Source organism: Vreelandella boliviensis LC1, assembly GCF_000236035.1.
Taxonomy (GTDB): domain Bacteria; phylum Pseudomonadota; class Gammaproteobacteria; order Pseudomonadales; family Halomonadaceae; genus Vreelandella; species Vreelandella boliviensis.
This window is the reverse complement of record NZ_JH393257.1, coordinates 1,933,338-1,959,192: the sequence shown is the minus strand read 5'-3', so window position 1 is coordinate 1,959,192 and position 25,855 is coordinate 1,933,338. Positions and strand designations below refer to the sequence as shown.

Sequence of the window (25,855 nt, the reverse complement as noted above, 5' to 3'; positions counted from 1 at the left end):
GCCCCTTTAATGATTATCTCTGGGCGGATGCTGGCGAGCCACATCGCGGTATTTGGAGGCGGGCTCCAAGGTCATACCGCGATCCAGCGGTTCGACCATGCTGCGCTGGATCTCCTGCCAGGGCGTCTGGTGGCCAGGGTAGCGGTAGCCGCCCTGCTGGGCCAAGCGCTCGCGGCGCGCTACCAGTTCACTGTCGTCAATCAGCAGCTGTACTTCGCCGCGTTTGAGATCGACCCGCAGCCGGTCGCCACTCTCCAGCAACGCCAAGCCACCACCGGTAGCGGCTTCCGGGGAGGCATTGAGAATCGACGGCGAGCCGGAAGTACCCGACTGACGGCCATCGCCCAGGCAGGGCAGCGATTCGATGCCCTGTTTGATCAGCGCTTCCGGCGGCTGCATATTGACCACTTCCGCACCACCAGGGTGGCCTACGGGGCCTGCGCCGCGCATGACCAGAATGGTTCGGGCATCAATGTTCAGCGCTGGGTCATCAATGCGGGCGTGGTAATCCTCGGAGCCATCAAACACCACGACTTTGCCCTCAAAGGCTTCCGGGTCGTTGGGGTCATTCAGGAAGCGCTCGCGGAAATCTCGCGAGATCACGCTGGTTTTCATCAGCGCCGAGTCGAATAGATTGCCCTTGAGATTGAGGAAGCCTGCATGCTCGACAAGCGGGTCGGCGTAGCGACAAATTACATCGGTATCCTGGGTTTCGCGGCCCTGAAGGTTGTCGCCTATGGAGCGGCCATTGACCGTTAGCGCGCCGCCGTGCAGCTTACCGGCGGTGTGTAGCTCATGGAGGATCGCCGGAACGCCCCCGGCACGGTAAAACTCTTCGCACAGAAAGGCACCGGCAGGCATCACGTTGGCCAGCAGCGGAATCTGATGGCCCAGCCGCTGCCAGTCGTCGTTATCCAGTTCAATGCCCGCATGACGGGCAATAGCATTAATGTGAACAGGGGCATTAGAGGAGCCGCCAAGCGCGGAGCACGCCACAATGGCGTTTTCAAATGCTTCCCGGGTCAGGATATCCAGCGGTCTGACATCCTCCCAGACCATATCGACAATTCGCGTGCCGGTGTCGTAAGCCACCATCGCGCGTTCTTTGTAGGGCGCGGGAATCACCGCCGAACCAGGCAGGCTCATACCCAGCACTTCCGCCATGGAGTTCATGGTGGAAGCAGTGCCCATGGTGTTGCAGTGGCCTATCGAGGGTGCCGAGTCACTAGCCCTGGAAAGGAACTCTGCGTAGTCGATATCCCCCGCCGCCAGTCGCTTGCGCAGCTCCCAAATAATCGTACCCGAGCCGACCCGCTCGGCACCGCGCCAGCCGTTGAGCATCGGCCCGCCGGAAAGCACTATCGCCGGGATATTCACCGTTGCCGCCGCCATTAGCGCCGCGGGCGTGGTTTTATCGCAGCCAGTCGTTAGCACCACACCGTCTAACGGGTAGCCGTGCAGGACTTCGACGATGCCCAAGTAAGCAAGGTTACGATCCAGCGCGGCGGTGGGGCGCCGAACGTTCTCATGGATGGGATGCATGGGAAATTCAAACGGCACGCCGCCTGCAGCACGAATGCCGTCTTTAACCCGTTTAACCAGGTCAATGTGGTGGCGATTGCACGGGGTTAAATCAGAGCCAGACTGGCAAATACCAATAATCGGTTTACCACTGGTCAGCTCATCCAGCGTCATGCCGTAATTAAGGTAGCGCTCGATGCACAGCGCCGTGGTTCCGGGGTGATCAGGGTTATCGAACCAGTAACGTGAACGCAACTGCTCAGGCGTTATTTGCTGAAAATTGGCCATGGTTCCGCTCCACGCCTAAAGTAAATATAAAAGTTAGTAGGCGCGCTTTAGGCACTGAAACCGCCCCACCAACATTATCGATTAAGTAAGCTCCCTAAAGTGTAGGGGAGAGTCGCCATGACGGTACGCTTTCTTACCCACGACGTCGATACATACAAAAGTATATGTTGAACATATATAGAAAACGTTAGACATTCATCTAAGGGTTGCGGCGCTTACACCTTAAATAAGCGAGTGCCGCTTACACACAACAACAACTAACCACGCTGCAGCTCGCTTGGAAGACGCCCTTAGCGAAGCAGTCTGTAGCACGCCAGGAGAGTGACGACTATGCACCATCTTTGGAAACGCACCCTATTAATGACCGGCGCTACGCTGCTCAGCTCAGGTATCGCCTACGCGCAAACGCCTGATCTTTCCGATCCGCCAGAGATTGATGGCGGCACCGTGGGTGACCACGGCAAAGTCACCCTGCGCATGGGGCTGGGCTTAGCGGAAAGCTCACCCCAGTACATCTCTAGCCAGTACTTCGCGGATATTCTTGACCAGCGCAGCGAAGGGCGAATCAGCGTTAATATCTTTCCTAACAGCCAGCTTGGCGACGACGTGCAGATGATGGAAATGCTGCAGACCGGTACGCTGGATATGACTTACCCGTCGTCTTCCCCTGCTACCGGCTACGTTGGAGAGTTGGCGGTTTTCGACCTCCCCTTCTTGCTACCTACCCGTGAAGCGGCTATCGAGGCCATGCGTAGCGATGCTGCTCAGCAAATGCTCGACGCGTTCGATGGCACCGGCCTGAAAGCCCTGGCGTTCTCTGAAAATGGCTTCCGTCAGCTCTCCAATAGCGCCCGGGAAGTCTCCTCTCCAGAGGATGTGGCGGGCCTAGACGTTCGTGGCCTGTCGATTCGCACCATGGAAAACCCGGTGCATCTGGCTATTTGGGAAGCACTGGGCGCCAACCCGACTCCGATGGCATTTGGTGAGCTCTTCTCCGCCATGGAACAGGGCGTTGTCGATGGCCAGGAAAATCCCTGGAGCACCATTTTGACCTCCAACTTCCATGAAGTGCAGGACTACGGCTCTGAAACCCGCCACGTCTACACACCCTTTATCAAGATGATTTCTCAGCGTACCTGGGATCGCCTCGACCCCGAGTACCAAGAGCTTGTACAGGAAGCCGCGCTGCAAGCAGCGGATTATGAAATCCAGCTTTCCAGCGAGTACGACGACTGGGCGCGGGATCAACTTGAAGAGCGCGGCATGCAAATCACCCGTCTTGATGACGAGCAGATTGCCGCTTTCCAGGAAGCCGTGCGGCCGGTTTACGAAGAGTGGGCCCCGCGCATTGGTGAAGATTTAGTGGAGGAATTCCAGCGCATTGCTGAATCATCAATGACCGAGTAAGCACCTATCTACTTTTGCGTTGAAAAACATGCCTCACCCCTTACCTCTCCTGCCGTGATTACTTGGCGGCAGAGGTAACGGGGTGAACCAAGCGCTCCAGTTTCCTTTAATGTCTCCTCGCTGGCCAACGGCTGTCGGGAGAGCTAACGATATGAAAACACCTATGCAACCACTGTCCCTGAATGATTCTCTCCCCGATGACCTGGATAACGCGCTGCTAGTTGGGCGCGTATGGCTGGATGGCACGCACCCCGGCCCCGCGCTGGTGACCGTAAAAAACGGCCAGGTTATCGACATCACCGAGTTCGGCCCCACTATGGCTGACCTACTGGAACGCGACGATATACTGGAGGTAGTGCGGCGTGGAGATGGTTCCAATCTGTGCGGTATTGAGGCGCTACTAGCGAACTCTCAAACGTCTCCACCGCAAGCTCCCTACTTACTCGCTCCTTGTGATGTTCAGGCTGTTAAAGCATGTGGCGTCACCTTCGCTGTCAGCCTTTTAGAGCGGGTGATCGAGGAACAAGCGGGCGGCGACCCGGCACGAGCCGTAGAGCTGCGCAACGACTTACAGGCGCTGATTGGCACCGATCTTTCAAAAATCGCGCCCGGTTCTGAAGAAGCGATGTCGCTTAAAAAAGCCCTTCAGGCACGCGGTGGCTGGTCGCAGTATATGGAAGTCGGCATAGGCCCCGATGCGGAGGTATTTACCAAGGCCCAGCCGCTGTCATCAGTAGGCTTTGGCACACCGGTAGGTTTACACCCGTCTTCAAAGTGGAATAACCCCGAGCCGGAAATTGTCCTGGCAGTCGACAGCCACGGCCATGTGCGCGGTGCTACTCTGGGCAACGACGTAAACCTACGGGACGTTGAAGGGCGCAGCGCTTTGCTGTTGGGTAAGGCGAAAGACAACAATGCCTCCTGTTCCATTGGCCCGTTCATTCGACTGTTCGATGATCACTTCGATATCGACAGTGTGCGCAACTGCCAGGTGTCGCTGCGTATTGAGGGTGAGGATGATGACTTCCTACTCCAGGGCGAAAGCGATATGCGTGAGATCAGCCGCGACCCGCTGGACTTGGTAAGCCAAACCATCGGCGACCACCACCAATACCCGGACGGTTTTATGCTGTTCCTCGGCACCATGTTCTCGCCCATTCAAGATCGCGACGGTGTAGGTCAGGGCTTTACCCATCACCTCAATGATCGTGTCTCCATCGCCACGCCCGCCCTGGGCGCCTTGGTCAACCCAGTTGGCAGAAGCGATCAGTTATCCCCCTGGACTTACGGTATTCGCGAACTGATGCGCCATCTAGCGCGTCGTAATGCAGGGTGACGGGATAGGTTAACAGGAAGCCGCTGAATGACAGAAACCCACACTTTTCTCGATCAACTAACCAGCCTGCTCGGCGAGCACGGTTTAGTTCGCAAGCCAGACGCCATGGCACGCTACATCCGCGACTGGGCGGGCGATACATTAGGCACGCCGTTGGCGGTAGCCCGCCCGGCTAACACGGAAGAAGTCGCCGAGGTGGTAAAGCGTTGCTACGAACAAGGAATCGCTATGACGCCCCAGGGGGGTCATAGCGGCTTGGTGGCCGGGGCACTACCCGACGCAAACGGTCAAGAACTGGTGATCAGTTTAGAGCGCTTAAACAGCGTGCGCGCCATTGATCCAGTTAACTTCACCATTACCGTAGACGCTGGCTGCATCCTTGAAAACGTTAAGTTGGCCGCCTTTGATCATGACTGCGACTTCCCGCTCTCGCTGGGGGCTCAAGGCAGTTGCCAGATAGGTGGCAATATCGCCACCAATGCGGGCGGGCTTAACGTGCTGCGCTACGGCATGATGCGCGAGCTGGTGCTGGGCCTTGAAGTGGTACTGCCCGACGGACGCGTTTGGGAGAGCCTTAATGCCTTGCATAAAGACAACCGCGGTTACGACCTTCAGCAACTTTTTCTGGGCAGCGAAGGCACTCTAGGCATCGTCACCGGTGCGGTGTTAAAGCTCGCGACGCGCCCTACCCAGAACCGTACCGCCCTGCTCGGCCTGCCCTCCGTTCAGGCGGTGATTGATCTGTACGGTTTGGCACGCCGGGAGTGCTGCGATTTGCTGACGGCTTTCGAGCTGATTCCCCGCCGTTGTATCGAGCTCGCGATCGAAGCAACTTCTGAGCTACGCGACCCGATGGAAGACGCCTACCCCTGGTACGTGTTGATGGAAGTTGCTGCCACGGGGCCGGTGGATCTGGGTTCGATGTTGGAAGCGCTGCTGGAAACCGGTATGGCGCGTGAGCTGGTGCTGGATGGTGCTCTGGCATCCAGCGACACCCAGTCCGCTCAGCTGTGGCAGTTCCGCGAGAGCATGTTGGAAGGCCAGCGGCGGCGCGGCGAGCACCTGCGCACCGATATTTCGGTGCCCATCTCGGCGATACCCGACTTCGTTGCCCGGGCAAGCGAGGTGGTCATGGCGGCGTCACCTGCGTGCGAAATTATTGCCTACGGGCATGTGGGCGACGGCAATCTGCACTTCAATATACTGCCTCCCACTACAGTGGCGGATAGCGATAAGAAAGCTCACCTGCACGACTTGGAAGAGCTGCTTTTTGAAGTGCTTGACGATTTTCACGGCAGCATCAGCGCCGAGCACGGCATTGGCCGCACCAAGCAGGCACCCTACCTGGCGCGGCTATCGCCGATTGAGCGAGAGATGGTCAGCGGTGTTAAGGCACTGTTCGACCCCAAGGGGCTAATGAATCCAGGCAGGATTTTGCCTGCTGGGCCTCCCCAGCAGGCAAAGGCGATGATCAATATCCCATGATATCTGGCAGCCAGGTCGCCAAGCCTGGCACGGCTATAAGCAGTAAAATAGTGGCAATAATCGGCAGTAAGAACGGCATGATCGCCGTGACTACCTGACCGTAGCGCAATCGCGTGATCCCGACCATCAGGAACAGCACCGTGCCAAAGGGCGGCGTAATGACCCCCACCGAAAGCGTGATCACCATCACGATGCCAAAATGAACCGGATCTAATCCGGCACTTAGCGCAGCAGGCACCACAATCGGGGTGAAAATCAGGATGCTTTCAATCACCGACATAAAGCAGCCGATTAACAGGAAGAACAGCGCAAAGCAGAGCAGCAGTGCAAACATGGGCATATCGATGCTGGCCACCTGACCCGCCAACGCTTGGGGAATGCCCATGCGCACCAGAATCCAGCCGTAGAAGCTGGAGACCGCAATAATCAGCAGGATCACCGCACTGAACATCAGGGTGCGGCGGAAGGCGCTGTATAGATCCCGCCAGTTCAAATCACGGTAGATCAGGCCACCTAGAATCACCGCGTAGAGCGAGGCAATGGCGCCCGCTTCGGTGGGTGTGAAGAAGCCTCCCCAAATCCCGCCGACGATTATCGCGGGCATCATTAACGGCAAGATGGCGCGTTTACCGGTGCGGGCGACTTCGCAGGCATCAAAGGGTGTGGGTTTGGGCATCACCACCTTGCCTGTGGTGGCCAAGAGGACGGTCATCCCCATCAGCAGCAGTGCCATCAAAATACCTGGCAGCAACCCTGCCATAAACAGCCCGCCAATGCTGACATTGGCCAGCCAGCCGTAAACAACCAAGGCGATGCTGGGCGGCAGAATCGGCCCAATAACGCTGGAGGCGGCGGTAATACCGGTGGAGTAATCCAGCGCGTAACCACGCTCTTTCATGGCTTTGATTTCAATACTGCCAAGCCCTGCAGCATCGGCAACGGCAGTGCCTGACATAGTGGCAAAAATCGAGCTGGCCACCACGTTAGCGTGACCAAGCCCGCCCTTGGTAAAGCCCACCAACGCTGTGGCAAAGTCGAAAATCCGCGTAGTAGTGGAGCCAATATTCATAATATTGGCAGCCAGAATAAACAGCGGTATCGCCAGCAGGGTGAAGTTATTGAGTGTTTGCACCATGCGCAGCGGCAGTAACTCAACGGGCAGCCCACCGGTACCCGTTACCAACAGGGCAACAAAGGAGGTAACACCAATAGAAACAACCACAGGCAGACCAATGGCCATCAGTACTAACAGGCCGCCGACAAAAATCAGTAGTTCGGTCATGGCTTGGCTATCCCCTCTTTACGCTCCACTTCTCGCTCCTCTTCACGAGGCGCTTCTAGCCACAACACCGGCCCCCGCAGGGTTTGCCACACGGCGATTAGCGCCATGCCTGCAAAGCTGAAAAACACCCCGTAGTAGAGGTAGCTAAAGCTGATACTTAATGAAACGGTCGTATTGTTGGCGCTCATCTCCGACATAATCCATGCCCCCCAGGCAGCGAGGGCGAAAAAAACGCAGGAAATCATTGCCGTGAGCCGATACTGGATATTTTTACCCAGCCCTGACAGCTTGTGACTGAACAGATCCACTACCAAGTGCTCGCTGCGTACCCACGCCGATAACGAACCAAAGCCAATCGCGTAAATCGCCAGCATGGACGCCACCTCTTCCGTCCAGGGCATGCCCAGCCCCAGTAAGTCGCGGGCGATGACCGCCGCCGCGATCAATAGCAGGATGGCCGCCATTAACGCCACGCCAATCCCATCGCATAGGCGGGTGACGCCCCGCAGCGTATAGAAAGCAATTCGATCCGGCCCGTTATTGGGCGCTACCGCGTCTTCCACAGCAGAACTCCTTACCCTGACGTTTTTTTATGTGTTATGAAAACTTACTTGTCTTGAAAATTAACTTGTCATGAAAAACCGCGACTGCCCTGGGGACAGCCGCGGTTTCTACCCAAGGGGTGTTACTCGCTCTGGTTGCCCAGCGCATCTTCCCGAACGCCGTCGGCCATGTCAGCCATGACACGATCTATCGCTGGCAACGCCGCTTCGCGGAAAGGCGCAACATCCGGCTCAATGACGGTCATGCCTTCCTCCTGAAGGGCTTCCAGGTAGAATTCGTCAAGCTCGCGTTCGCGCTCCGATCCATATTGGCGGGCGACGTAGATTGCCTCTTCGATCAACGCTTGGTCATCTGCTTCTAAGCCATTCCACCAGCGCGAGCTGGCCACCCAGCTCCACGGGAACTGCACGTGGCTGGTCATAATCAGGTAGTCCTGCACTTCCCATAGGCGACGGGTATAGGGTGAGGAGAGCGAGTTCTCATGACCGTCTACTTGGCCGGTCTGCATAGCGAGATAAATCTCTGGCGCAGGCACGTTGACTACCTGGGCGCCGATCTCTCCCCATACTTCCAGCCATACCGGTAGCGAAGGCAGTCGCAGGCGGAACCCCTCCAAATCAGCCGGCGTGTGTATCTCCTTGTTAGCGGTCATGTGGCGAGGCCCGCGATGCTGCAAACCAAAATACTTCAGGCCGCCCTGGTTTTCTGCTTTCTCAACCAGCGCCTGGCCGGACGGGCTCTCCATATAGGCGTCCACTTCATCCCAGGTGGTGAACACAAAAGGCACAGTGATGGCATCGTATTCAGGCGCATACTGTTGGCGCCAGTTGCCGCCAGTGATCGAGAGCTGGGTTTGGCCGAGATTGAGCAATTCCAGAATTGCGTTCTCTCCGCCCAACGAGCCCGCCAAGAAAGGACGAACGTCGAAGCGGCCTGGCGCCTGCTCTTCGAGGTATTCGGCAAAGCGTTCTACGGCGGCGCTCTCCGAACCGCCCTCACTCATGGTGTTGTTAACTTGAATTTCGATGGGGTTAGCTAAGACAAACGGGGCCGTCGTTAGCATGCCTAGGGTAGCCAGCGTGGCAAGCAGTTGTTTTTGCATAAGAGAAATCCCTGCAGTTGTCGTTATTGGATGTGATTCTTTTATTCATTTTCGTAACGCTTACTTGATATTGAAACAAGCCGCCAAAGGGCTCAAATCGACGTTCAAGAAGGCTGGCTTCGTAAAAAACGATGGCTAGAAACGCTGCTATAACGGGCTTTTTAATCCACCCCATCGCCGCCGTACGACCAAAGATGAATACCTACCTGAATTAATTACCTCGCTGTCTCGCCATATGCAGGCCTTTGAAGGATTAGGTAGCGATGCTTAGCTTTCTCAAACCACGAAGCCATAAAGAGCATTTTTTGAGGCTATTTCTCATCCTCTTTCTGGGTAAGGTGATCCACCAAGTGCCGGGCAGTCACGTGCAGCGAGGCGTAACGGCGCATGCCAATCACCAGTTCGCGCTGGGCCCAGGGGTCGCTAAGCGGGATGCTTTTCAACTGCAGATCGCCTAAGTCACTGTAGATGGTTTGCTCGGGCAGTACGCCCACGCCCATCCCGTGATGGATCATCCGGCAAATAGCATCGAAGCTGCGAACTTGAATACGCATCCGCAGCGCTTTACCCGCCAGATTGGCCTGCTCATTTAACAGTAACTGCAGCGACGTATCCTGCTGTAAACCAATAAAATCGAAAGCTAGCGCTTCATTAAAGGCAATACTGTCACGTTCAGCCAAAGGATGATCGACAGGGGTCATTAACACTAGTCGATCTTGTCGATAGGAGAGCTGTTGAAGGTCGGGTGCCGCCACATGGCCAGCAAAGATACCGATATCGGTCAGCCCGTCGCGAACGGCAGCAATGATTTCGCTACTGACCCGCTCCTGAAGATCAATTTTGATTTCCGGGTAAAGGCGTGAGAAAGCGCTGAGATCCTGGGGAAGAAAGGCAATAATCGCCGAGGTGTTGGAGTGGATACGCACATGACCGCGTACGCCCTCGCCATACTCGCTGAGTTCGGCCTGCAGGCGCTCAATGTTATCCATAATACGCCGAGCATGATGCAAAAACGCCTGTCCTGCGGGAGTCAGCTCCACGCCTCTGGGGCGACGATAGAGCAGCGTTGTGCCCACCAGCACTTCCAGGTCGCTTATGCGTTTGCTCACCGCGGCGAGGGCTAAGTGTTCTCGCTCGGCAGCCGCCGTCAGACGGCCTTCATCCGCCACGGAGATAAACAATTTAAGGGTGACAAAATCGAAGCGGCGCATACAACGGACTCCTTGAAGGCAACTTGTTTATGCTAGCGCACACCTTCGTCACCGACGAACCCTTTGTTACCCATTGCCTAATTGTCGCCCCTGGTTAGCTCACGCATGCTGGTAAATAGTGATAAACCAATGATAAGAGAGCGCCTTAATGAATGCTTCCGAAGCACGCCAGCTTCCGCTACAGGGCTTAAAAGTGCTTGAGCTTGGCCAACTGATTGCGGGGCCTTTCGCCACCAAACTGCTGGGAGAATTCGGTGCCGATGTGATTAAAATTGAGCCACCCGGCACCGGAGACCCACTTCGCAAATGGCGAATGATTGAAGACGGCACCTCACTCTGGTGGCATGTACAGACCCGCAACAAGCGCTCGATGGAACTGGATCTGCGCAGCGAAGAGGGGCAAGGCTTGGTGCGCCAGCTTGCCGCCGAGGCCGATGTGGTGGTGGAGAACTTCCGCCCCGGCACGTTAGACAACTGGGGGCTAGGCTGGGAAGCGCTCTCCAAACTCAACCCACGGCTGATCATGGTGCATATTTCCGGCTACGGGCAAACGGGGCCCTACCGCGATAAGCCCGGTTTTGGTGTGATTGGCGAAGCCATGGGCGGACTGCGCTACCTCACTGGCCAGCCGGGAGAGCCTTCTGTGCGCGTGGGCGTGAGCATCGGCGACTCGCTCTCCGCGCTCTACGCGGTGATTGGAACTCTATTGGCGATTCAAGAGCGCAACCGCAGTGGCCTGGGCCAAGAAATCGACGTCGCGCTGTATGAGTCGGTATTTGCAATGATGGAGAGCCTGCTGCCAGAGTTCGATGCCAGCGGCCAAGTGCGCGAACCCAGCGGCAGCGCCCTGCCCGGCATTACCCCATCAAACGCCTACCGCTGCCAGTGCGGCGATTATGTGCTGATTGCCGGTAACGGCGACAGCATCTTTAAGCGCTTAATGGGCGTGATTGGTCGTGAAGATTTAGCCAACGACCCGGCCCTGGCCCATAACGATGGGCGCAGCCAGCAAGCCGAGATGATTGATGCCGCCATTCAGGTGTGGACTGAAAAGCGCTCTCGCGATGCTATTTTGCAAGCCCTGGATGACGCCCGCGTGCCCGCAGGCTACCCCTATACGGCGGAAGATATCGCCTTTGATCCCCACTACCTGGCGCGGGAAATGATTCAAACCTTCACCCGCCCCAACGGCGAACCGCTAAAAGTACCCGGCGTACTGCCCAAGCTTAGCGCTACCCCTGGGCGAATCGGCGACGGCGGCCCCACGCTTGGCCAGCATACCGACGATGTCTTGGATGAGCTGGGCATTGACCATGAAACCCGCGCCAAGCTTCGCCAAGCGGGCATTATTTAAGGAACGCATCATGAACCAGCCAAGCCCATGCCACACTAAGATCGAGATCAACGAAGTCGCTCCTCGGGATGGCCTTCAGATTGAGGCACGCTTTGTGCCTACGGAAGACAAAGTTCGCTGGATTGACGCGCTCTCCACCACCGGCCTACGGCGCATCGAAGCAACCTCGTTCACCTCCCCCAAGGCGATCCCCAACCTACGCGATGCTGCTGAGGTGGTGACCGGCATTCAACGCCGGGAAGGAGTCGATATCACCGTACTGGTACCCAACGTTATAGGCACCGAACGGGCATTGGCTTGCCAAGTAGATGAGATCAACCTAGTGATGTCCGCCAGCAATAGCCACGGGCTCGCCAATCTGCGCATGACTCCAGCGCAATCTCTTGAGCAGTTCGCAGCGATCTTGGACGTGACGCAGGGAAGCGGCGTGTTTATCAACGCCTCACTGTCGACGGCTTTTGGTTGCCCCTTTGAAGGCGAGGTACCCGAAGCGCGGGTACTGGAACTGGTTGAGCAACTTATTAGCCTTGGCATTCAGGGCATCACGCTCTGCGACACCACCGGCATGGCCAACCCTGCCCAGGTGAAGCGCCTGTGTGAGGCGGTGCTTGGACGCTGGCCGGAAACGCCGTTCACGCTGCACTTCCACAACACCCGCGGGATGGGCTTGGCAAATGCGCTAGCGGCGTGGCAGGCGGGCATTACCCGCTTCGATGCTTCGCTAGGCGGGCTAGGCGGCTGCCCTTTCGCCCCCGGCGCCAGCGGCAATGTATGCACTGAAGACCTGGTGCATATGTTTGAGGCCATGGGCGTGGATACCGGCGTCGACCTGGATGCCCTGCTTGAGGTCGCCGCCACCCTTCCCGACCTTATCGGCCACGATGTACCGGGGCAGGTGGTGAAAGCAGGGAAATCAACCCGGCGTTATGCGATGCCTGGGCGCTAGCCTGACGCAGGCGTTATTTCGGGCCTACCACATGCTTCACTTCCAGGTAAGCGCTTAACCCCCAAGGGCCGAGTTCACGGCCAATGCCACTACGCTTGAAGCCGCCCCAGCCGGTTTCAGGTAGCACTAGCTGCTCGCTGTTGTACCAGATGCTGCCGGCTTTGAGCTGGCGACCGATGCGCTTAGCTCGCTCTGGATCGCCGCTAATTACCGTGGCCGCCAGGCCATAGACACTATCGTTGGCGAGTTTAATAGCTTCCGCTTCGCTTGCCACGCTGCGACCACACAGCACTGGGCCAAAAATCTCTTCCTGCCATAAACGGCTTTCCACCGGCACATCCCGATAAAGCGTGGGTGCTAAGAAGTAGCCCGTATCAGGCAGTTGGCGATGTTGGGCGTCGCGCACTGCCGTAAGCCCTTCCTGTTCGGCAATATCCAAATAGCATTGCACCGCGTCGCGCTGCTTGGCGCTGGTCAACGGCCCCAGGTCAGTGCCTTCAGCAATTGGATCGCCCAGCGTCAGCGCATCCATACGCTCAGCGAGCGCCGCATAGAGCGCTTCTGCAATATCTTCATGCACCAATAAACGCGAGGTGGCAGAGCAGATTTGCCCGGCGTTGAAGTAGATACCGGCCATCACCCAGTCGGCGGCCTGAGCGGGGACGGCATCTTCCATGACGAGAATGGGTGACTTGCCGCCTAGCTCTAGCGACACGCTAGCCGTGCGAGCGGCAGCGGCTTGCATCACCGCTTCGCCGACTCGATTACTGCCCGTAAAGGAAATTTTATCCACGCCAGGGTGGTTGGTCAGCGGCGCGCCAATGCCCTCGCCGTCACCGTTAAGCAGATTCAGCACGCCAGGGGGCAGGTTGATCTCCAGGGCAATTTCGGCCAGCACCAACTCGGGGAGCGGCGTCACTTCCGAAGGTTTAAGCACTGCGGCACAACCCGCCGCCAACGCGGGTGCCAGCTTCCAGGCGCTAGTCACTAACGGGAAGTTCCAAGGCGCAATCAGCCCCACTACCCCGACCGGGTCGTGATAAGTACGCGCTTCGACGCCCTCCATTTCTACGTTCACCAACTCGCCCTGGCGTGCATCCAGCGCCTTGGCCTGCCCTGCGTAATAGCGGTAGCAGGCAATCGCATCGTCAAGATCAATACCTGCTTCCGCCAGTGGCTTACCGTTGTTGGTGGCTGAAAGCGTGATAATCGCATCCCGTCGGGCTTCCAGTGCATCGGCAAACCCGTCGAGATACTTTGCCCGTGCAGCACCGCCCAGCGCTTGCCAAGCAGGCTGCGCTTGCTGGGCAGCTTGAACGGCAGCATCGACATCCGCCGCATCCCCTGCGGTAACTTGAGCAATACGCTCCTCGCGGTAAGGATTCATCACGTCGAGCAGGCGGGTACCGTTGGAGGCGACCCATTGGTTGTTGATGAATTGGTTGTTGATGAATTGGTTGTTAATGAACTGGTTGTTAAGAATCTGATGGCTGAGTGACGGCATGGGAATATCCTAGTCAGAAAGTGCGCACGCGCGCTGCCAGGCAGCGGCGTCAATTTCGATCAGTAGAGGCCCGTTGGTTTCGCGGTTGGCGAGCGCCTCGGATAATTCGGCGGGGCTTTCTACCAGCACGCCCGGGCAGCCAAAACCTTCGGCCAGGGTGAGGAAGTTGGGCGCCTGAATATCCACGCCCAGGCGCGCCACACCGTTGGCATCCATATAGCGACGAATCTCTTCGTAACCGGCGTTGTGCCAGAGCACAATCACCACCGGTAGGCGCTCTTCTACGGCGGTTGCGATTTCCGACAGCGTAAACATCACCCCACCATCGCCCACCAGCGCCACCACCGGTAGAACCGCTCGCGCCAGCTGTGCGCCCAGCGCCGCGGGCAGACCATAGCCCAAGGTGCCGTAGCCGGTTGAGGCATTGAAGTAGCGCCTTGGCGCTGGCTGGCTAACCAGATGATTACCGGCATACACCGGCGCGGTAGAGTCACCCACCAGAATCGCCTCGGGCAAGTGCTCGGCCAAGGTGTTGTAGAGCGGCACAAAGTCGCTAAAAGCAGGGTCATTTTGCAGATTCAGCGCGCTCAAGACGGCGGCAGTTCGCTCAACGCCTCTACGCTGCACTGTGTCTGGGAAGTGAGCGAGCAGAAGCTCAAGACTGCGCCCAGCGTCCCCCACCAGCCCCAGCGTGACGCGTTGATTACGCACCAGCTGCTCTGGGTCGAGATCGATGCGGATCAGCGTGCCATTAAGGTGAAAGCCACCGTCAAACACCACGTCATAGTCAGTCTCGCCCAGCTCGGTGCCTACCGCCAAAATCACATCGGCATTGGCCGCCAGTTCGCGCACTGCGGGTAGCGCCGCGTTAGCCCCCAAATCCAGCGGGTGGTCGCGGCCTAGCAACCCTTTGGCATTGATGGTCGTGACCGTAGGCGCATCGAGCTTTGCTACTAATTCTCGTGCGGCTTCTGGTGCTGATACGCAGCCGCCACCTAATAGCACCAGGGGCTGTTTCGCCGCGTGTAACAAGCGGGCGGCTTCGGCAAGCCCTTCTGGATCAGGCGCTGCTCGATATAGCGTAGGTGCTTGCCAACTAGCCGGTACGTTAACTGGCGCATTGAACAGATCGATGGGGATTTCGATGTGCACCGGGCCTGGGCGCGCCCCATTAAAGATGGCAAAGGCGCGTGCCAGCACTTCGGGTAGCGTATTGGCATCCAACAGCGTGTGGCTAAACCGTGCCACGCCGCTGATCATTTGTTGCTGGCTGGGCAGCTCATGTAGCCGCCCTTGGCCCAAGCCCAAGGTATCGCGACGGTTAACGCTGGAGATCACTAGCATGGGAATCGAGTCCGCCAGGGCTTGGCCCATGGCGGTGGCGATGTTGGTCATCCCCGGCCCGGTGATAATCAGGCACACCCCCGGCTGTCCGCTGGCCCGCGCATAGCCGTCGGCCATAAACCCTGCGCCCTGCTCATGACGCGGGGTGATGTGCCTTACAGCGCTGCCTTCCAGGCCGCGGTAAAGTTCTACCGTATGCACACCGGGAATACCAAACAGGGCACGTACCCCGTAAGTATCGCGCAGCAGGCGGATCAGCAGCTCGGCACAGGTCAAGGTTGATTGATTGCTCGTGGCGTCAGCATTCATTGCAGGCCCCTTAGAAGAAAAACGTATGGGCCATAAAGGCAATAATCGGCAGCGTAATCGCGGTACGCAGTAAGAAAACCACTGCCAGTTCCCAGAACTTGATAGGGATTTTAGACTTGAGCAGCAGTGCACCAATTTCCGACATATATACCAACTGCGTCATGGAAAGGCAGGCAATCACAAAACGGGTCAGCTCGCTTTCGATGTTAGTCGCCAACACCGCGGGCAGAAACATATCGGCAAACCCCACCAGCGTGGCGGGTGCTGCCGCCTGAGCTTCAGGAATACGCAGCAGTTCAAGCACCGGTACCATGGGGTAAGAGAGCCAAGTAAACAGCGGGGTAAACTCGGCTAAAATCAGTGCAACGGTACCAATCGCAAACACCAGCGGCAGCAGTGTCAGGAAAATATCAATCACGTTGAGTAGCGCCAGGCGGGCTAACTTGCGTGGCCCTGGTGCACTGCCTGCACGGCGTGTCGCTTGCAAAAGACTATAGCGGAACAGGCCTACATTTTCGCTACGCTCTTCGCTCAACTGACAGCCGACCGGCTCATAGTAGTCGTTGGTTTTGCGCGATAACGGCGGAATACGCGACACGATGACCGCAGCTATCAACCCTGAAACCACCACCGTGAAGTAGAACTGCACGAAGAGGTGGTTAATACCGACAAAGTTCGTCACCAATAGACTGAAGGCGATGGAGGCGACCGAAAAGTTGGTGGCAATCACCGACGCTTCCCGGCCGTTGTAGTAACCCTGTTCGTACTGCTGGGCGGTAATCAGAACGCCTACCGTTCCCGACCCCATCCACGAGGCAGTGGCATCTATAGCACTACGCCCGGGTAGATTAAAAATCACCCGAAACGGTTTACGCACCATGGTGCCAATAAACTCCATAAAGCCGAACTCGACCAAAAACGGCAGCAGTACCGCAGCAAAGAAGAAGAACGTCAGCAGCACCGGCGCCAAGTCATTAAGCATGACACCACCGGTAAAGGAGGCAGTGACGAACTCAGGCCCAAACTGGAAAAAGGTCATGATGACAAAAATCGCACCTAACACGCGCATGACTATCCAAATGCCCCCCACATCGAACATCTCGTGGAAGGGGCCACTTTTTGCCCAGGCAGGTTTGGCGAGCTTGACGTACAGCGTCACCACCACCGAGAGGCAAAGAATGACTACCGCAATGGCGGGTAGCGCCGAGCCCAGCAGGGTTTGCAAGCCATCGGCCATTAGCCCCATGCCAATGTTGATAGAGTCACCCACTTGAAAAGGGACGAGAAACAGCAACACCCCGATCAGCGATGGAATCAGAAACTTCAGTAAGTGTGCGGGAGGTATCGGTGCCGACGAGGTCGGCTGTTCCGATTTAATGTTGCTATACGACATAGGGTTCACCCATTGGAAGTGATTATTTGAGGTGGGTTGGCGGCGTTTTTAGGTCGGCGCTTTTTTTGTTTGATAGATATTTATTTGTTAGCTATTCGGTCGGCGTTAATCGCTGCGTTTAACGCCCGGCAGCACGCAAAGCATTTCATACAGCAGCGTGGCGCCCATTAATGCAGTGTTACCGCTAGGGTCGTAAGGCGGCGATACTTCCACCAGATCGCAGCCAACAATATTCAGCCCTGCAGCACCGCGAACAAGCTCCAAGCCTTGGGTAGAGGTCAGTCCCCCCATCTCCACCGTGCCGGTACCGGGGGCAACGGAAGGATCCAAGCCGTCAATGTCGAAACTGATGTAAACCGGGATATCGCCCATTTGCTCGCGCACTTCTTGCATCAATGGAGCCAGCGAGCGGTACCAGCACTCTTCGGCGGGCACGACGCGAAAGCCCTGACCGCGACACCAGTCAAAATCCTCAGCAGCGTAGCCAGTACCGCGCAGGCCGATTTGTACCACCTTGCCGTGGGCCAGTAAGCCCTCCTCCTGGGCACGACGAAACGGCGTGCCGTGGGCAATCGGCTCGCCGAACATGTGCTCGTTTACATCGGCGTGGGCATCGATATGGATCAGCCCTACCGGGCCGTGCTTTTTCGCCATGGCACGAAGGATAGGCAGCGTGAGCGTATGTTCACCGCCCAAGGTCAACGGAATGCAGTCATGTTTCAGCACGTCATCATAAAAAGCGGTGATGATGTCGACGCTTTTCGGCAAATGGAACGTATTGATGGGTACGTCGCCGATGTCGGCCACCTGCAGGCTTTCAAACGGTGCCGCGCGGGTCGCCATGTTATAGGGGCGCAGCATGCGCGACTCATCGCGGATCTGACGTGGGCCAAGTCGCGTGCCGGGACGGTTTGACGTACCGATATCCATAGGGATGCCAATAAATGCCGCGTCCAACCCCTCGGCAGTTTCTTGGGTAGGCAGGCGCATCATGGTGGCGGGGCCTGCAAAGCGCGGCATAGTGTTGCCGCCCAGGGGCTGATTAAACTCTGACATAAACATCTCCTTGGATTTGTTGTGGCGTTTTCGTGCGGTTTACGCATCGTTTCTAAGGCATTTTCTTAGCTATTTCCTTTAAATAATGCACAGACCATGCCAAGTCGTAGATGTCGGTAAATAGAAGGGTTTACCGACCAAGCAATGCAAAAATGACTTGAATAAAACCTTAATTAATTCATTTTTGCATCTGCAATTCACAAATGAATCACTCAAGAGGGTTGGCTGCTATGATTGCCATAAGAGGGATGAAATCGGACGAGTGAAATTAAATGAGTGAAATAGACAGGCGCGTGCTGCAAACCATTGTGGAGACCGCAAACGACCACTTTTTTATCGTCAGTGGCGATGGGCAAATAATCGATATTAGCCCAGGAGCCGAAGCGGTTTACGGCGTTTCGCGGGAAGAGCTGCTCTCCAGTAGTGTCCAACAACTGCAAGCTGCCGGAGTGCTCAAGCCATCCATCACCATGGAAGTGATGCGAACCCGCAGGCCTGCCCAGCTTATGCAGGTCACCGGAACAGGCCGCCGGGTGATTGCCGACGCCTACCCTGTGTTCGTCGACGGCAAGCTGGAACGTATTATCAGCCGCTCGCGGGATTTAACCGACCTACAGCTACTCCAAGACGAATACGCGCTGCTGCAAAAACGCTTTAGCGAACACTTAAAGCGTAGCCAAGCAGCGCCGGATGCGGAAGAGCAGGCGCTGGATGATGCGCTGGATAATTTACAGGTGCGAAGCAGCGTGATGCGCGAAATTGCGCTGCTGCTCAAGCGGGTCGCCCCTTCAGATGCCAATGTGCTGATGCTGGGTGAATCAGGCGTGGGTAAAACCGCCTTTGCCAAACAGCTACATCGTTGGAGCCAGCGCTGCGACGGCCCTTTTATTGACGTTAACTGCGCGGCGATTCCCGAGAATCTGTTTGAGTCCGAGATGTTTGGCTACCAGCCTGGCGCCTTTAGCGGGGCCGCGCGGCAGGGAAAAGCCGGCCTGTTAGAACAGGCCGAGGGCGGTACGCTGTTTCTGGATGAAATAGGCGAGTTGCCGCTGCTAATGCAAACCAAACTGCTCAAGGTGATTCAGGATGGTAGTTTGACCCGACTGGGTGACACCCGCGCACGCAAGGTGAATTTTCGCTTGGTCGTGGCCACCAACCAAGACTTGGCAAAACAGGTAGAGGCCGGGCGGTTTCGTCTCGATCTTTACTACCGCCTCAATGTGATCCCAGTCACCCTGCCGCCACTGCGTGACCGCCGGGAGGATATTCCCGACCTCGTTGAAGCCTGTTTAAGCCGACTGAACCAGCGCTATGGACGACAAAAAATCCTCGATACCCGCGTTTGGTCGACGTTAATGGGCAGTGAATGGCCGGGTAACGTCCGCGAGCTGGAGAACTGGCTAGAGCGAGCCTGGCTTTCCAGCCCCACCGATCAAATCGAGGTGCCCGGCGTGCCCCCCCACGCCGAGCAGCACCCAGCCAGTTTACCGAGCGCCTCGCCAGTCACTTCGGCAGGAGCACTCGAGCCCCAGGAAAGCCTCAAGCAGTACCTAGCGCGGCTGGAGCGAGAAACGCTTGAAGAGCTGTGCAACACACTCCCCAGCACCTACGCCATTGCCGAACGTCTGGGCATAAGCCAATCCAGCGTGGTGCGCAGGCTTCAGCGTTATGGCATACGCGCTCCCCAGCGATCATTCATTCCACCAGATTGACGCCAAACCTGTGATCCAAGTCCATCAAACTGTGCTTATCAAGTCTTTTTCCCCGCCAAAGTGCGCTCAATACGCGCCTCTATCCAGTCACAAAACAGCATAATACGCGGCTCATCCACCCGGTGTGTTGCACATACCAAATAATAGGCGTGGGGTGCTGGCACCTCGGCATCGAATAGCCGCACAAGATGACCACGAGCAAAGTCCTGCGCGCAGACAATCCGGTCACCCAGAGCCACACCAAAGCCTGCTGCGGCAGACTCCAGAGTCAAGTGCGCCCCCCAAAGATGGGTGCCACGCTCAATATCATGAACATCCGCCCCTGCTCTTGCTAACCAGCGCTTCCAATTACCGCCATCGTCTTCATGTAGCAGCCAATCCCCCCGCAGGTCACTAATCTGGTGCGGCTGATCGTTAGTAGTAAAAAAGAGTGGATGGCAAACCGGCGTCATATTGAAATTAGCCAGCAACTTCACATGCTTACGATCCCATTCTCCATGCCCATAAACCACCGCCACATCATAATCTTGAGTCGCTACCCCTTCATCATCAAGGTTTTGTGGCACAACTGTCAGATCTATATCGGGAAAAGCATTGCGAAAAGCTTTCAGCTGATGGGCTAACCATTTGGTGGCCAGGGTAGGAGCACAGACGATTTGCAGCCGGCCTTCAACGCTAGGCAGCCCGAGCTTCATAGTACTTTCCGCGATCAGTCGCAGAGCTTCCCGCACCTGACGAGAGTAGACCAGTCCTGCCTGATTGAGTCGCAGTTGGCGGCGATCACGATGAAACAGCACTATCCCTAGCGACTCTTCAAGTGTCTTCAACTGATGGCTCACCGCTCCGTGAGTAACGTGCAGTTCTTCAGCAGCCTGTTTGAGGCTCTGTAAACGTGCCACCGCTTCGAAAGCACGTAATGCATTTAAGGGAGGTAACGATCGCCTCATGCAAATTTTCCTCACATATAAAGACAAAAAATATGAATTTTATTATCGACTATCTTTTGCCAACCTAAAAGTTGTTAGCAGCGTGAATTTGAGAACAGCGAAATAGAGAGAGGCCGTCATGCAAGCCACTACCAACTCAGCACAGAGCTTTATTGCTGATGATGCGCGCATCTTTGAACAGTATTCACAAGATGGGGTTGTATGCTTACGCAATGTCCTGAATGAAAGCTGGCTGAATCGGCTTAAAGAAGGCACCAGCGATGCTATTGAACAGGGCAGTCCTCACCACTTCCGTTTTGGCACCCCTAATGAGCCCGGTTTTTTCTTTGGTGATGTCATGCTCTGGCAACGCTGGCCTAGCTTCTGTGAGTTTGCCTTTGAAGGCCCGCTGGCGAAACTAGCCGGTCAACTAATGAACTCTCAGAGTGTGACCTTTTATCATGACTTCCTGCTTGTGAAGGATGCTGGCTCCAGCAAGCCGACGCCATGGCATCAAGATCAATCTTATTGGTGTGTAGGTGGCGACCAAGCATTGACGATCTGGGCTCCTCTAGACGCTGTCAGTTCAGCCAATACTTTAGAATTTGTGCGTGGCTCGCATCGCTGGAATACCCTTTATGCTGCCGTCCCTTTCGCCGATGAAAGCGCTTTCGATGGTAGCCGCGATGGGCGCCCAGTCATACCTGATATCACCCAGTGCTGTAGCGACGAGGATATCGTCAGTTGGTCACTACAACCTGGGGACTGCCTTGCATTTCATGCCCGCACATTACATCGCGCCCCTGGCAACCCACTTCCCCACCCCCGCCGGGTACTGTCCACATGCTGGGCGGGTGATGATGCTCACTACATTGAAATAGCGAGTGACCTCGCACCTCCGATCAAGGGCGACGGCTTGCTCCCTGGCGCACCGCTGGCCTGTACCACTTTCCCGAGGATTTTTTAATGTCTAGTTCAGTACACGCTCCCAATCCTGATCGCTTAGCTCGCGAAAAAGGCCGCAACTTTACTGCGGTACCTGTCATTGATCTTGCCCCTGCTATCGGCCCTGATGCCACCTCCGTATCACGTCAAGCGGTGGCTGATGAAATCGGTCTCGCCTGCGAAAAAATAGGCTTTTTCTATGTTGCCAACCATGGCGTCAACAGTCACAAGATCTCGACAGCATGGGCAGAGGCCAAACGCTTTTTTGCGCTGCCTATAAAACGTAAGAATGAGATTCATATCAGCAAGCTACCAAACCATCGAGGGTATCTTGGGATTGGTGAAGAAACACTTGATGCCTACGCTGCGGATAGTAAGGAAGTTTTCAAGATAGGGCTTGAGCTACCGGCAGATGATCCCGATTTCGTTAACGGCATCATCATGTATGGCCCGAACACCTGGCCCCGTGACCTGCCCGGCTTTCGCGAAACGATTTACAGTTATTATCAGGAAATGTCAGCCTTATCGAAGGAGCTTTTCCGCCTATTCGCCCTGGCTATCGGCATCGACGAGTGCTTCTTCGACGACAAAATTGACAAGCCGATGGCACAACTCAACCTGATCCGCTATCCGGCGCACGAGGGTGAACCTCGAGTGGGTATCGGCGCTCATAGCGATTATGAATGCCTTACCCTTCTCGCTCAGGATAACAACGGTGGACTTGAAGCCCGAAATGCCGCTGGAGATTGGATCGCTGTGCCCCCCATTGAAGGCACTTTTGTAGTCAATATCGGCGACATGATGGCACGCTGGACCAACGACCGCTTTGCATCCACTGTTCATCGTGTCTATAACCGTTCCCGCAACGAGCGCTACTCGATGCCGTTTTTCTGTGGCTGCAACTATCACACCATCGTCAGTTGCTTACCTCACTGTTCAAGCACCAACAACCCGCCTCATTATCCCGATACCGTTGCTGGTGAGCACCTCGTGGGACGCCTTGATGCTACCAATGCCCACCGCCAGAAAGACAACGGAGCGGGAGCATGACAGCAACAGTACCTGGTTGGCTGCAAGGCGTCTGGCAGCGCAAGCGCATAGACTACGCCGATGGCAGCAGTGACACTGCCAGTCAGGTGTTCTGGCTACAAGGTCTTAGCTGTTATGGCGATCTGCGTATCCCGGCAACCCGGCCTTGTGTAGCGAGTCTCGGTGCATCCCATGCTAATGACCTAGCATTAGCGCACCAGCAGGGTGCCACCGGACACTGTCATTGCCTTGACAGACAAGCCACTTGGCAACGCGAATGGGGCTATCAACCAGTGGTCGATTTTCCCGAACCTGGTGATATGGAGTTGCACGGTCACTGCATGATAGAAAGGGCTCCCTCCGGAGCTTACGAAGAAGAGTGGCAACGCTTAACGCCTACAGACCCAGATATACATGTTTGGTTGCGTGAAGATGGGCATGCACGCCTGCTGGTCATCGATACCTTTGCCATGCTGATTGAACGCCGCTCGGTTGTCCTGCCATCACGCCCCCTTGCCGAACTACTGCAAGAATCATCGCAAGACCCTCAAATACTACTCAGTTGTGAGATTTCCTATGCGGAGCATGGCGCTGACAATAATTTCCTGATTCGTCACTCGACCCTACCCTGGCGTGAAGGCCAACCTCTTAACCTGTGCAATAGACAGGGGGAGATACTCATCCCTGGATGGCAACTGGAAGAGCATTATCCAGGCAGTTCCTTACAACAGCCGGGCACTTCCGACCCTTCCTTAGGGCTGCCGCCCAATTCTGGTACGGGATTTGCAGGTTAAACCATGAACGTTATTCCCTTGGACCGCTCAGGAGCCGTCATGAATAGCCTTTCCCAGTCACCTACTCATGAGCCAGTATGCGACACGGCTCTGCATGATGACGTACAAATCAGCATACAGGGCATTCAGAAACGTTATGGAAGAGTGCTGGCTCTCGACGATATTTTCATTGATGTGCAACGCGGCGAATTTCTAACCTTACTCGGCCCATCGGGATCCGGTAAGACAACATTGCTGATGATTCTAGCGGGCTTCAGCATACCCTCTGCCGGGCGCCTGACAAGTGCGGGGAAAGACTTTACTCAGCGACCAGCCGAAAAGCGTAACTTCGGCATGGTATTTCAAGGCTATGCTCTCTTTCCGCATATGAGCGTTGCAGAGAATATAGCCTTTCCATTACGTATTCGTGGCGTGACTGCCGCCCGACGCCGCCAGCGCGTGGAACACATGCTGGAAACAGTGGGACTGAGCGAGCACGCCCATAAGAAACCTCACACTCTCTCCGGTGGCCAGCAGCAACGGGTAGCGCTGGCTAGGGCACTGGTCTTCGAACCAGAGATGCTACTGCTCGACGAACCATTTTCGGCGCTCGATAAGAACCTGCGCGGCCAGTTGCAGGAGGAAATGAAACGTATACACCAGGAAATGGGGACCACCTTTGTCTTCGTGACCCATGATCAGAGTGAGGCGCTTGCTCTTTCTTCACGTATTGCCATCTTCAATCAGGGCCGCTTGGCTCAGCTGGATACACCGGAACGACTTTACACCCGCCCCCATGACCGCTTTGTTGCCGAATTCCTCGGCCGTATGAATTTATTGCCGTTAAGCCAACCAGAGCGCTCCGGGCAGCGCGTCAGCGGCCTGTTCGAAGACACCCTGCTGACGGCAACTAATCTGCGCCATATTCCTCACAACAATCTGATGCTAGGCGTCCGTCCCGAGCAACTGAACATTGCGCTCAGCTATAACGAAGCGGCGAGAGAGGGCTTCAACTGCCTTGCGACCACGCTGAAAGAGCGCACTTATCAAGGCCACAGTCTCGATCTGACGCTTACCACCCCCCAGGGTCATATATTGACCACCAGTGTTACCAACGCGCATCCGGCCGCCCAGGCCAGAAAAGGCTCCCCATTATGGCTTTACTGGCCAGTCGATGACGGCATCGTGATCGAGGCTTGAGACACACCCGAAGACTTACAGCGTGACTTACGCACCGCCCCACTGGAGTAATCATCATGCATCAGACACATCAGCAGGACTGTATTGAGCTTCTTGTCGAAAAGACGCGTCGTGGCCAGATCGACCGCCGTAGTTTTCTTAAGGCTGCAGGCATGCTAGCGGCATTACCGCTTGCCATGCGCAGTGGTATTGGCTGGGCGCAGGATCGCCCCGTTATTATCGTCAATTGGGGCGGCGATGCTATTGATGCATATCAACAAGCCTGGACTGATAGTTTCACCCGCGAAACCGGTATTCCGGTGCGCATTGATGGCAGCGGCCCGACAGAAGGCGCGATTCGCGCACAACTTGCCTCTGGCCGCCCCAGTTGGGATGTGGTGGATGCCGAGCCTTTTACATCCCTGACCCTGGGCCGCGAAGGCCTAATGCGGCCCCTCGATTTCAATACCATTGATCGAAGCAAAGTGAATGAAGAGTTTGCCACAGAGTTCGGCGTGGCGGGCTACCTATATAGCTATGTGATCGCATGGGACAAGGAGCGTTTTGATTCGGCCCCACAAACCTGGGCGGACTTCTGGGATGTTGAGCGTTTCCCTGGCAAGCGCACGATGTACAAATGGATGAATGGCGTACTCGAAGCAGCTTTGCTGGCTGACGGTGTTGTGGTCGCGGACCTCTACCCGCTTGACGTAGCCAGAGCACTCGACAAGCTTGATGAGCTACGCCCTCATATTTTGGCTTACTGGGGCTCAGGTGCGGAAAGTCAGCAGTTGTTTCTCGACGGCGAAGTCAGCATCGGGCAGATATGGAATACCCGAGCCATCGTGCTCGAGCGCGATACCGAAGGTAGAGTCGGCTGGCACTACGATAATGCCTGCGTCACTCCCAGCAGCTGGGCAGTCCTTGGCGACAACCCGGCAGGTGCAGAGCCCGCCATGCGTTTTATCGATCATGCGCTGGAACCAGAAGGCCAGATCGAGCTACTCAAGCTGTTGGGCAATGGGCCATCGAACCCAGCTGCCGAAGCATTAATTCCCGAGGAGCTTATCGAGCTCAACTGTGGTTCAGTCGACAATCTTGCTCGCCAATTCAAGCTCGACATTGAGTGGTACGCCGATCACTACGGCAGCGTACTCGACCAATTTCTGTCGCGCACTGGTGGCTAACT

Annotated in this window: 21 protein-coding genes; 11 read left to right on the top strand and 10 right to left on the bottom strand. The window is 56.2% G+C overall.

Annotation, left to right across the window (positions count from 1 at the left end):
• Positions 1-6: 6 nt before the first annotated feature.
• Positions 7-1,809: an IlvD/Edd family dehydratase gene (locus KUC_RS08740; protein WP_007112813.1), complete on the bottom strand. Its 1,803-nt coding sequence runs from the start codon at positions 1,807-1,809 to the stop codon at positions 7-9.
• 330 nt (positions 1,810-2,139) lie between these two features.
• Here KUC_RS08740 and KUC_RS08735 point away from each other — a divergent pair, with 330 nt between their 5' ends.
• The 3 genes from KUC_RS08735 to KUC_RS08725 all read left to right on the top strand — a co-directional run bounded on the left by KUC_RS08735 (position 2,140) and on the right by KUC_RS08725 (position 6,037).
• Complete coding sequence (locus tag KUC_RS08735; RefSeq protein ID WP_007112812.1) at positions 2,140-3,216, top strand: TRAP transporter substrate-binding protein; 1,077 nt, start codon at positions 2,140-2,142, stop codon at positions 3,214-3,216.
• A 163-nt stretch (positions 3,217-3,379) separates the two neighbouring features.
• On the top strand, positions 3,380-4,552 hold the full coding sequence (locus KUC_RS08730; RefSeq protein WP_040480445.1) for a fumarylacetoacetate hydrolase family protein: 1,173 nt from the start codon (positions 3,380-3,382) through the stop codon (positions 4,550-4,552).
• Between the two features lie 27 nt (positions 4,553-4,579).
• Positions 4,580-6,037: an FAD-binding oxidoreductase gene (locus KUC_RS08725; RefSeq protein WP_007112810.1), complete on the top strand. Its 1,458-nt coding sequence runs from the start codon at positions 4,580-4,582 to the stop codon at positions 6,035-6,037.
• Here the strand turns inward: KUC_RS08725 and KUC_RS08720 are convergent.
• The 4 genes from KUC_RS08720 to KUC_RS08705 form a co-directional block, all read right to left on the bottom strand.
• Positions 6,024-7,319 (bottom strand): TRAP transporter large permease, encoded by a 1,296-nt coding sequence (locus KUC_RS08720; protein ID WP_007112809.1) that lies wholly within the window; start codon positions 7,317-7,319, stop codon positions 6,024-6,026. The two genes, KUC_RS08725 and KUC_RS08720, sit on opposite strands and share 14 nt — an antisense overlap.
• A complete protein-coding gene (locus KUC_RS08715) occupies positions 7,316-7,882 on the bottom strand; it encodes a TRAP transporter small permease (RefSeq protein ID WP_007112808.1) in 567 nt (188 codons plus the stop codon). The genes KUC_RS08720 and KUC_RS08715 overlap by 4 nt, the downstream gene beginning before the upstream one ends.
• A 122-nt stretch (positions 7,883-8,004) precedes the next feature.
• Entirely contained in the window at positions 8,005-8,985 is a 981-nt protein-coding gene (locus KUC_RS08710; RefSeq protein ID WP_007112807.1) for a TRAP transporter substrate-binding protein, read from the bottom strand.
• Between the two features lie 311 nt (positions 8,986-9,296).
• Entirely contained in the window at positions 9,297-10,196 is a 900-nt protein-coding gene (locus KUC_RS08705; RefSeq protein ID WP_007112806.1) for a LysR family transcriptional regulator, read from the bottom strand.
• Positions 10,197-10,344: 148 nt separating this feature from the next.
• On the opposite strand from KUC_RS08705, the gene KUC_RS08700 reads away from it, so the two are divergent.
• Entirely contained in the window at positions 10,345-11,550 is a 1,206-nt protein-coding gene (locus KUC_RS08700) for a CaiB/BaiF CoA transferase family protein (RefSeq protein ID WP_007112805.1), read from the top strand.
• A gap of 10 nt (positions 11,551-11,560) precedes the next feature.
• Positions 11,561-12,496 (top strand): hydroxymethylglutaryl-CoA lyase, encoded by a 936-nt coding sequence (locus KUC_RS08695; protein ID WP_007112804.1) that lies wholly within the window; start codon positions 11,561-11,563, stop codon positions 12,494-12,496.
• A gap of 13 nt (positions 12,497-12,509) precedes the next feature.
• Here KUC_RS08695 and KUC_RS08690 read toward each other — a convergent pair whose 3' ends face one another.
• The 4 genes from KUC_RS08690 to speB form a co-directional block, all read right to left on the bottom strand.
• Positions 12,510-14,000 carry an aldehyde dehydrogenase family protein gene (locus tag KUC_RS08690; protein ID WP_007112803.1) on the bottom strand — a complete coding sequence of 497 codons (1,491 nt, stop codon included), beginning with the start codon at positions 13,998-14,000 and terminating at the stop codon, positions 12,510-12,512.
• Positions 14,001-14,009: 9 nt separating this feature from the next.
• A complete protein-coding gene (locus KUC_RS08685; protein WP_007112802.1) occupies positions 14,010-15,653 on the bottom strand; it encodes a 5-guanidino-2-oxopentanoate decarboxylase in 1,644 nt (547 codons plus the stop codon).
• Between the two features lie 10 nt (positions 15,654-15,663).
• A complete protein-coding gene (locus KUC_RS08680; protein WP_040479992.1) occupies positions 15,664-17,046 on the bottom strand; it encodes a YjiH family protein in 1,383 nt (460 codons plus the stop codon).
• Positions 17,047-17,151: 105 nt separating this feature from the next.
• Positions 17,152-18,102 carry an agmatinase gene (gene speB, locus KUC_RS08675; RefSeq protein ID WP_040479990.1) on the bottom strand — a complete coding sequence of 317 codons (951 nt, stop codon included), beginning with the start codon at positions 18,100-18,102 and terminating at the stop codon, positions 17,152-17,154.
• 272 nt (positions 18,103-18,374) lie between these two features.
• Between speB and KUC_RS08670 the strand changes: the two genes are divergently transcribed.
• Positions 18,375-19,814, top strand: a complete 1,440-nt coding sequence (locus KUC_RS08670; RefSeq protein ID WP_007112799.1) for a sigma-54 interaction domain-containing protein — start codon at positions 18,375-18,377, stop codon at positions 19,812-19,814.
• Positions 19,815-19,852: 38 nt separating this feature from the next.
• Here the strand turns inward: KUC_RS08670 and KUC_RS08665 are convergent, their stop codons facing one another.
• Positions 19,853-20,761 (bottom strand): LysR substrate-binding domain-containing protein, encoded by a 909-nt coding sequence (locus KUC_RS08665; protein ID WP_040479988.1) that lies wholly within the window; start codon positions 20,759-20,761, stop codon positions 19,853-19,855.
• A 118-nt stretch (positions 20,762-20,879) separates the two neighbouring features.
• Here KUC_RS08665 and KUC_RS08660 point away from each other — a divergent pair, with 118 nt between their 5' ends.
• From KUC_RS08660 to KUC_RS08640, 5 genes are read left to right on the top strand one after another with little or no spacing between them, the layout of a single operon-like run.
• The gene (locus KUC_RS08660; protein WP_007112797.1) at positions 20,880-21,707 is read left to right on the top strand and encodes a phytanoyl-CoA dioxygenase family protein; all 828 of its coding nucleotides are present in this window, start codon (positions 20,880-20,882) and stop codon (positions 21,705-21,707) included.
• Entirely contained in the window at positions 21,707-22,735 is a 1,029-nt protein-coding gene (locus KUC_RS08655) for an isopenicillin N synthase family dioxygenase (RefSeq protein ID WP_007112796.1), read from the top strand. The genes KUC_RS08660 and KUC_RS08655 overlap by 1 nt, the downstream gene beginning before the upstream one ends.
• Positions 22,732-23,508, top strand: coding sequence for a hypothetical protein (locus tag KUC_RS08650; protein ID WP_007112795.1), 777 nt, complete (start codon positions 22,732-22,734; stop codon positions 23,506-23,508). The genes KUC_RS08655 and KUC_RS08650 overlap by 4 nt, the downstream gene beginning before the upstream one ends.
• 39 nt (positions 23,509-23,547) lie before the next feature.
• Complete coding sequence (locus KUC_RS08645; RefSeq protein ID WP_007112794.1) at positions 23,548-24,687, top strand: ABC transporter ATP-binding protein; 1,140 nt, start codon at positions 23,548-23,550, stop codon at positions 24,685-24,687.
• Positions 24,688-24,743: 56 nt separating this feature from the next.
• Positions 24,744-25,853: an ABC transporter substrate-binding protein gene (locus KUC_RS08640; protein WP_007112793.1), complete on the top strand. Its 1,110-nt coding sequence runs from the start codon at positions 24,744-24,746 to the stop codon at positions 25,851-25,853.
• Positions 25,854-25,855 lie beyond the last annotated feature (2 nt).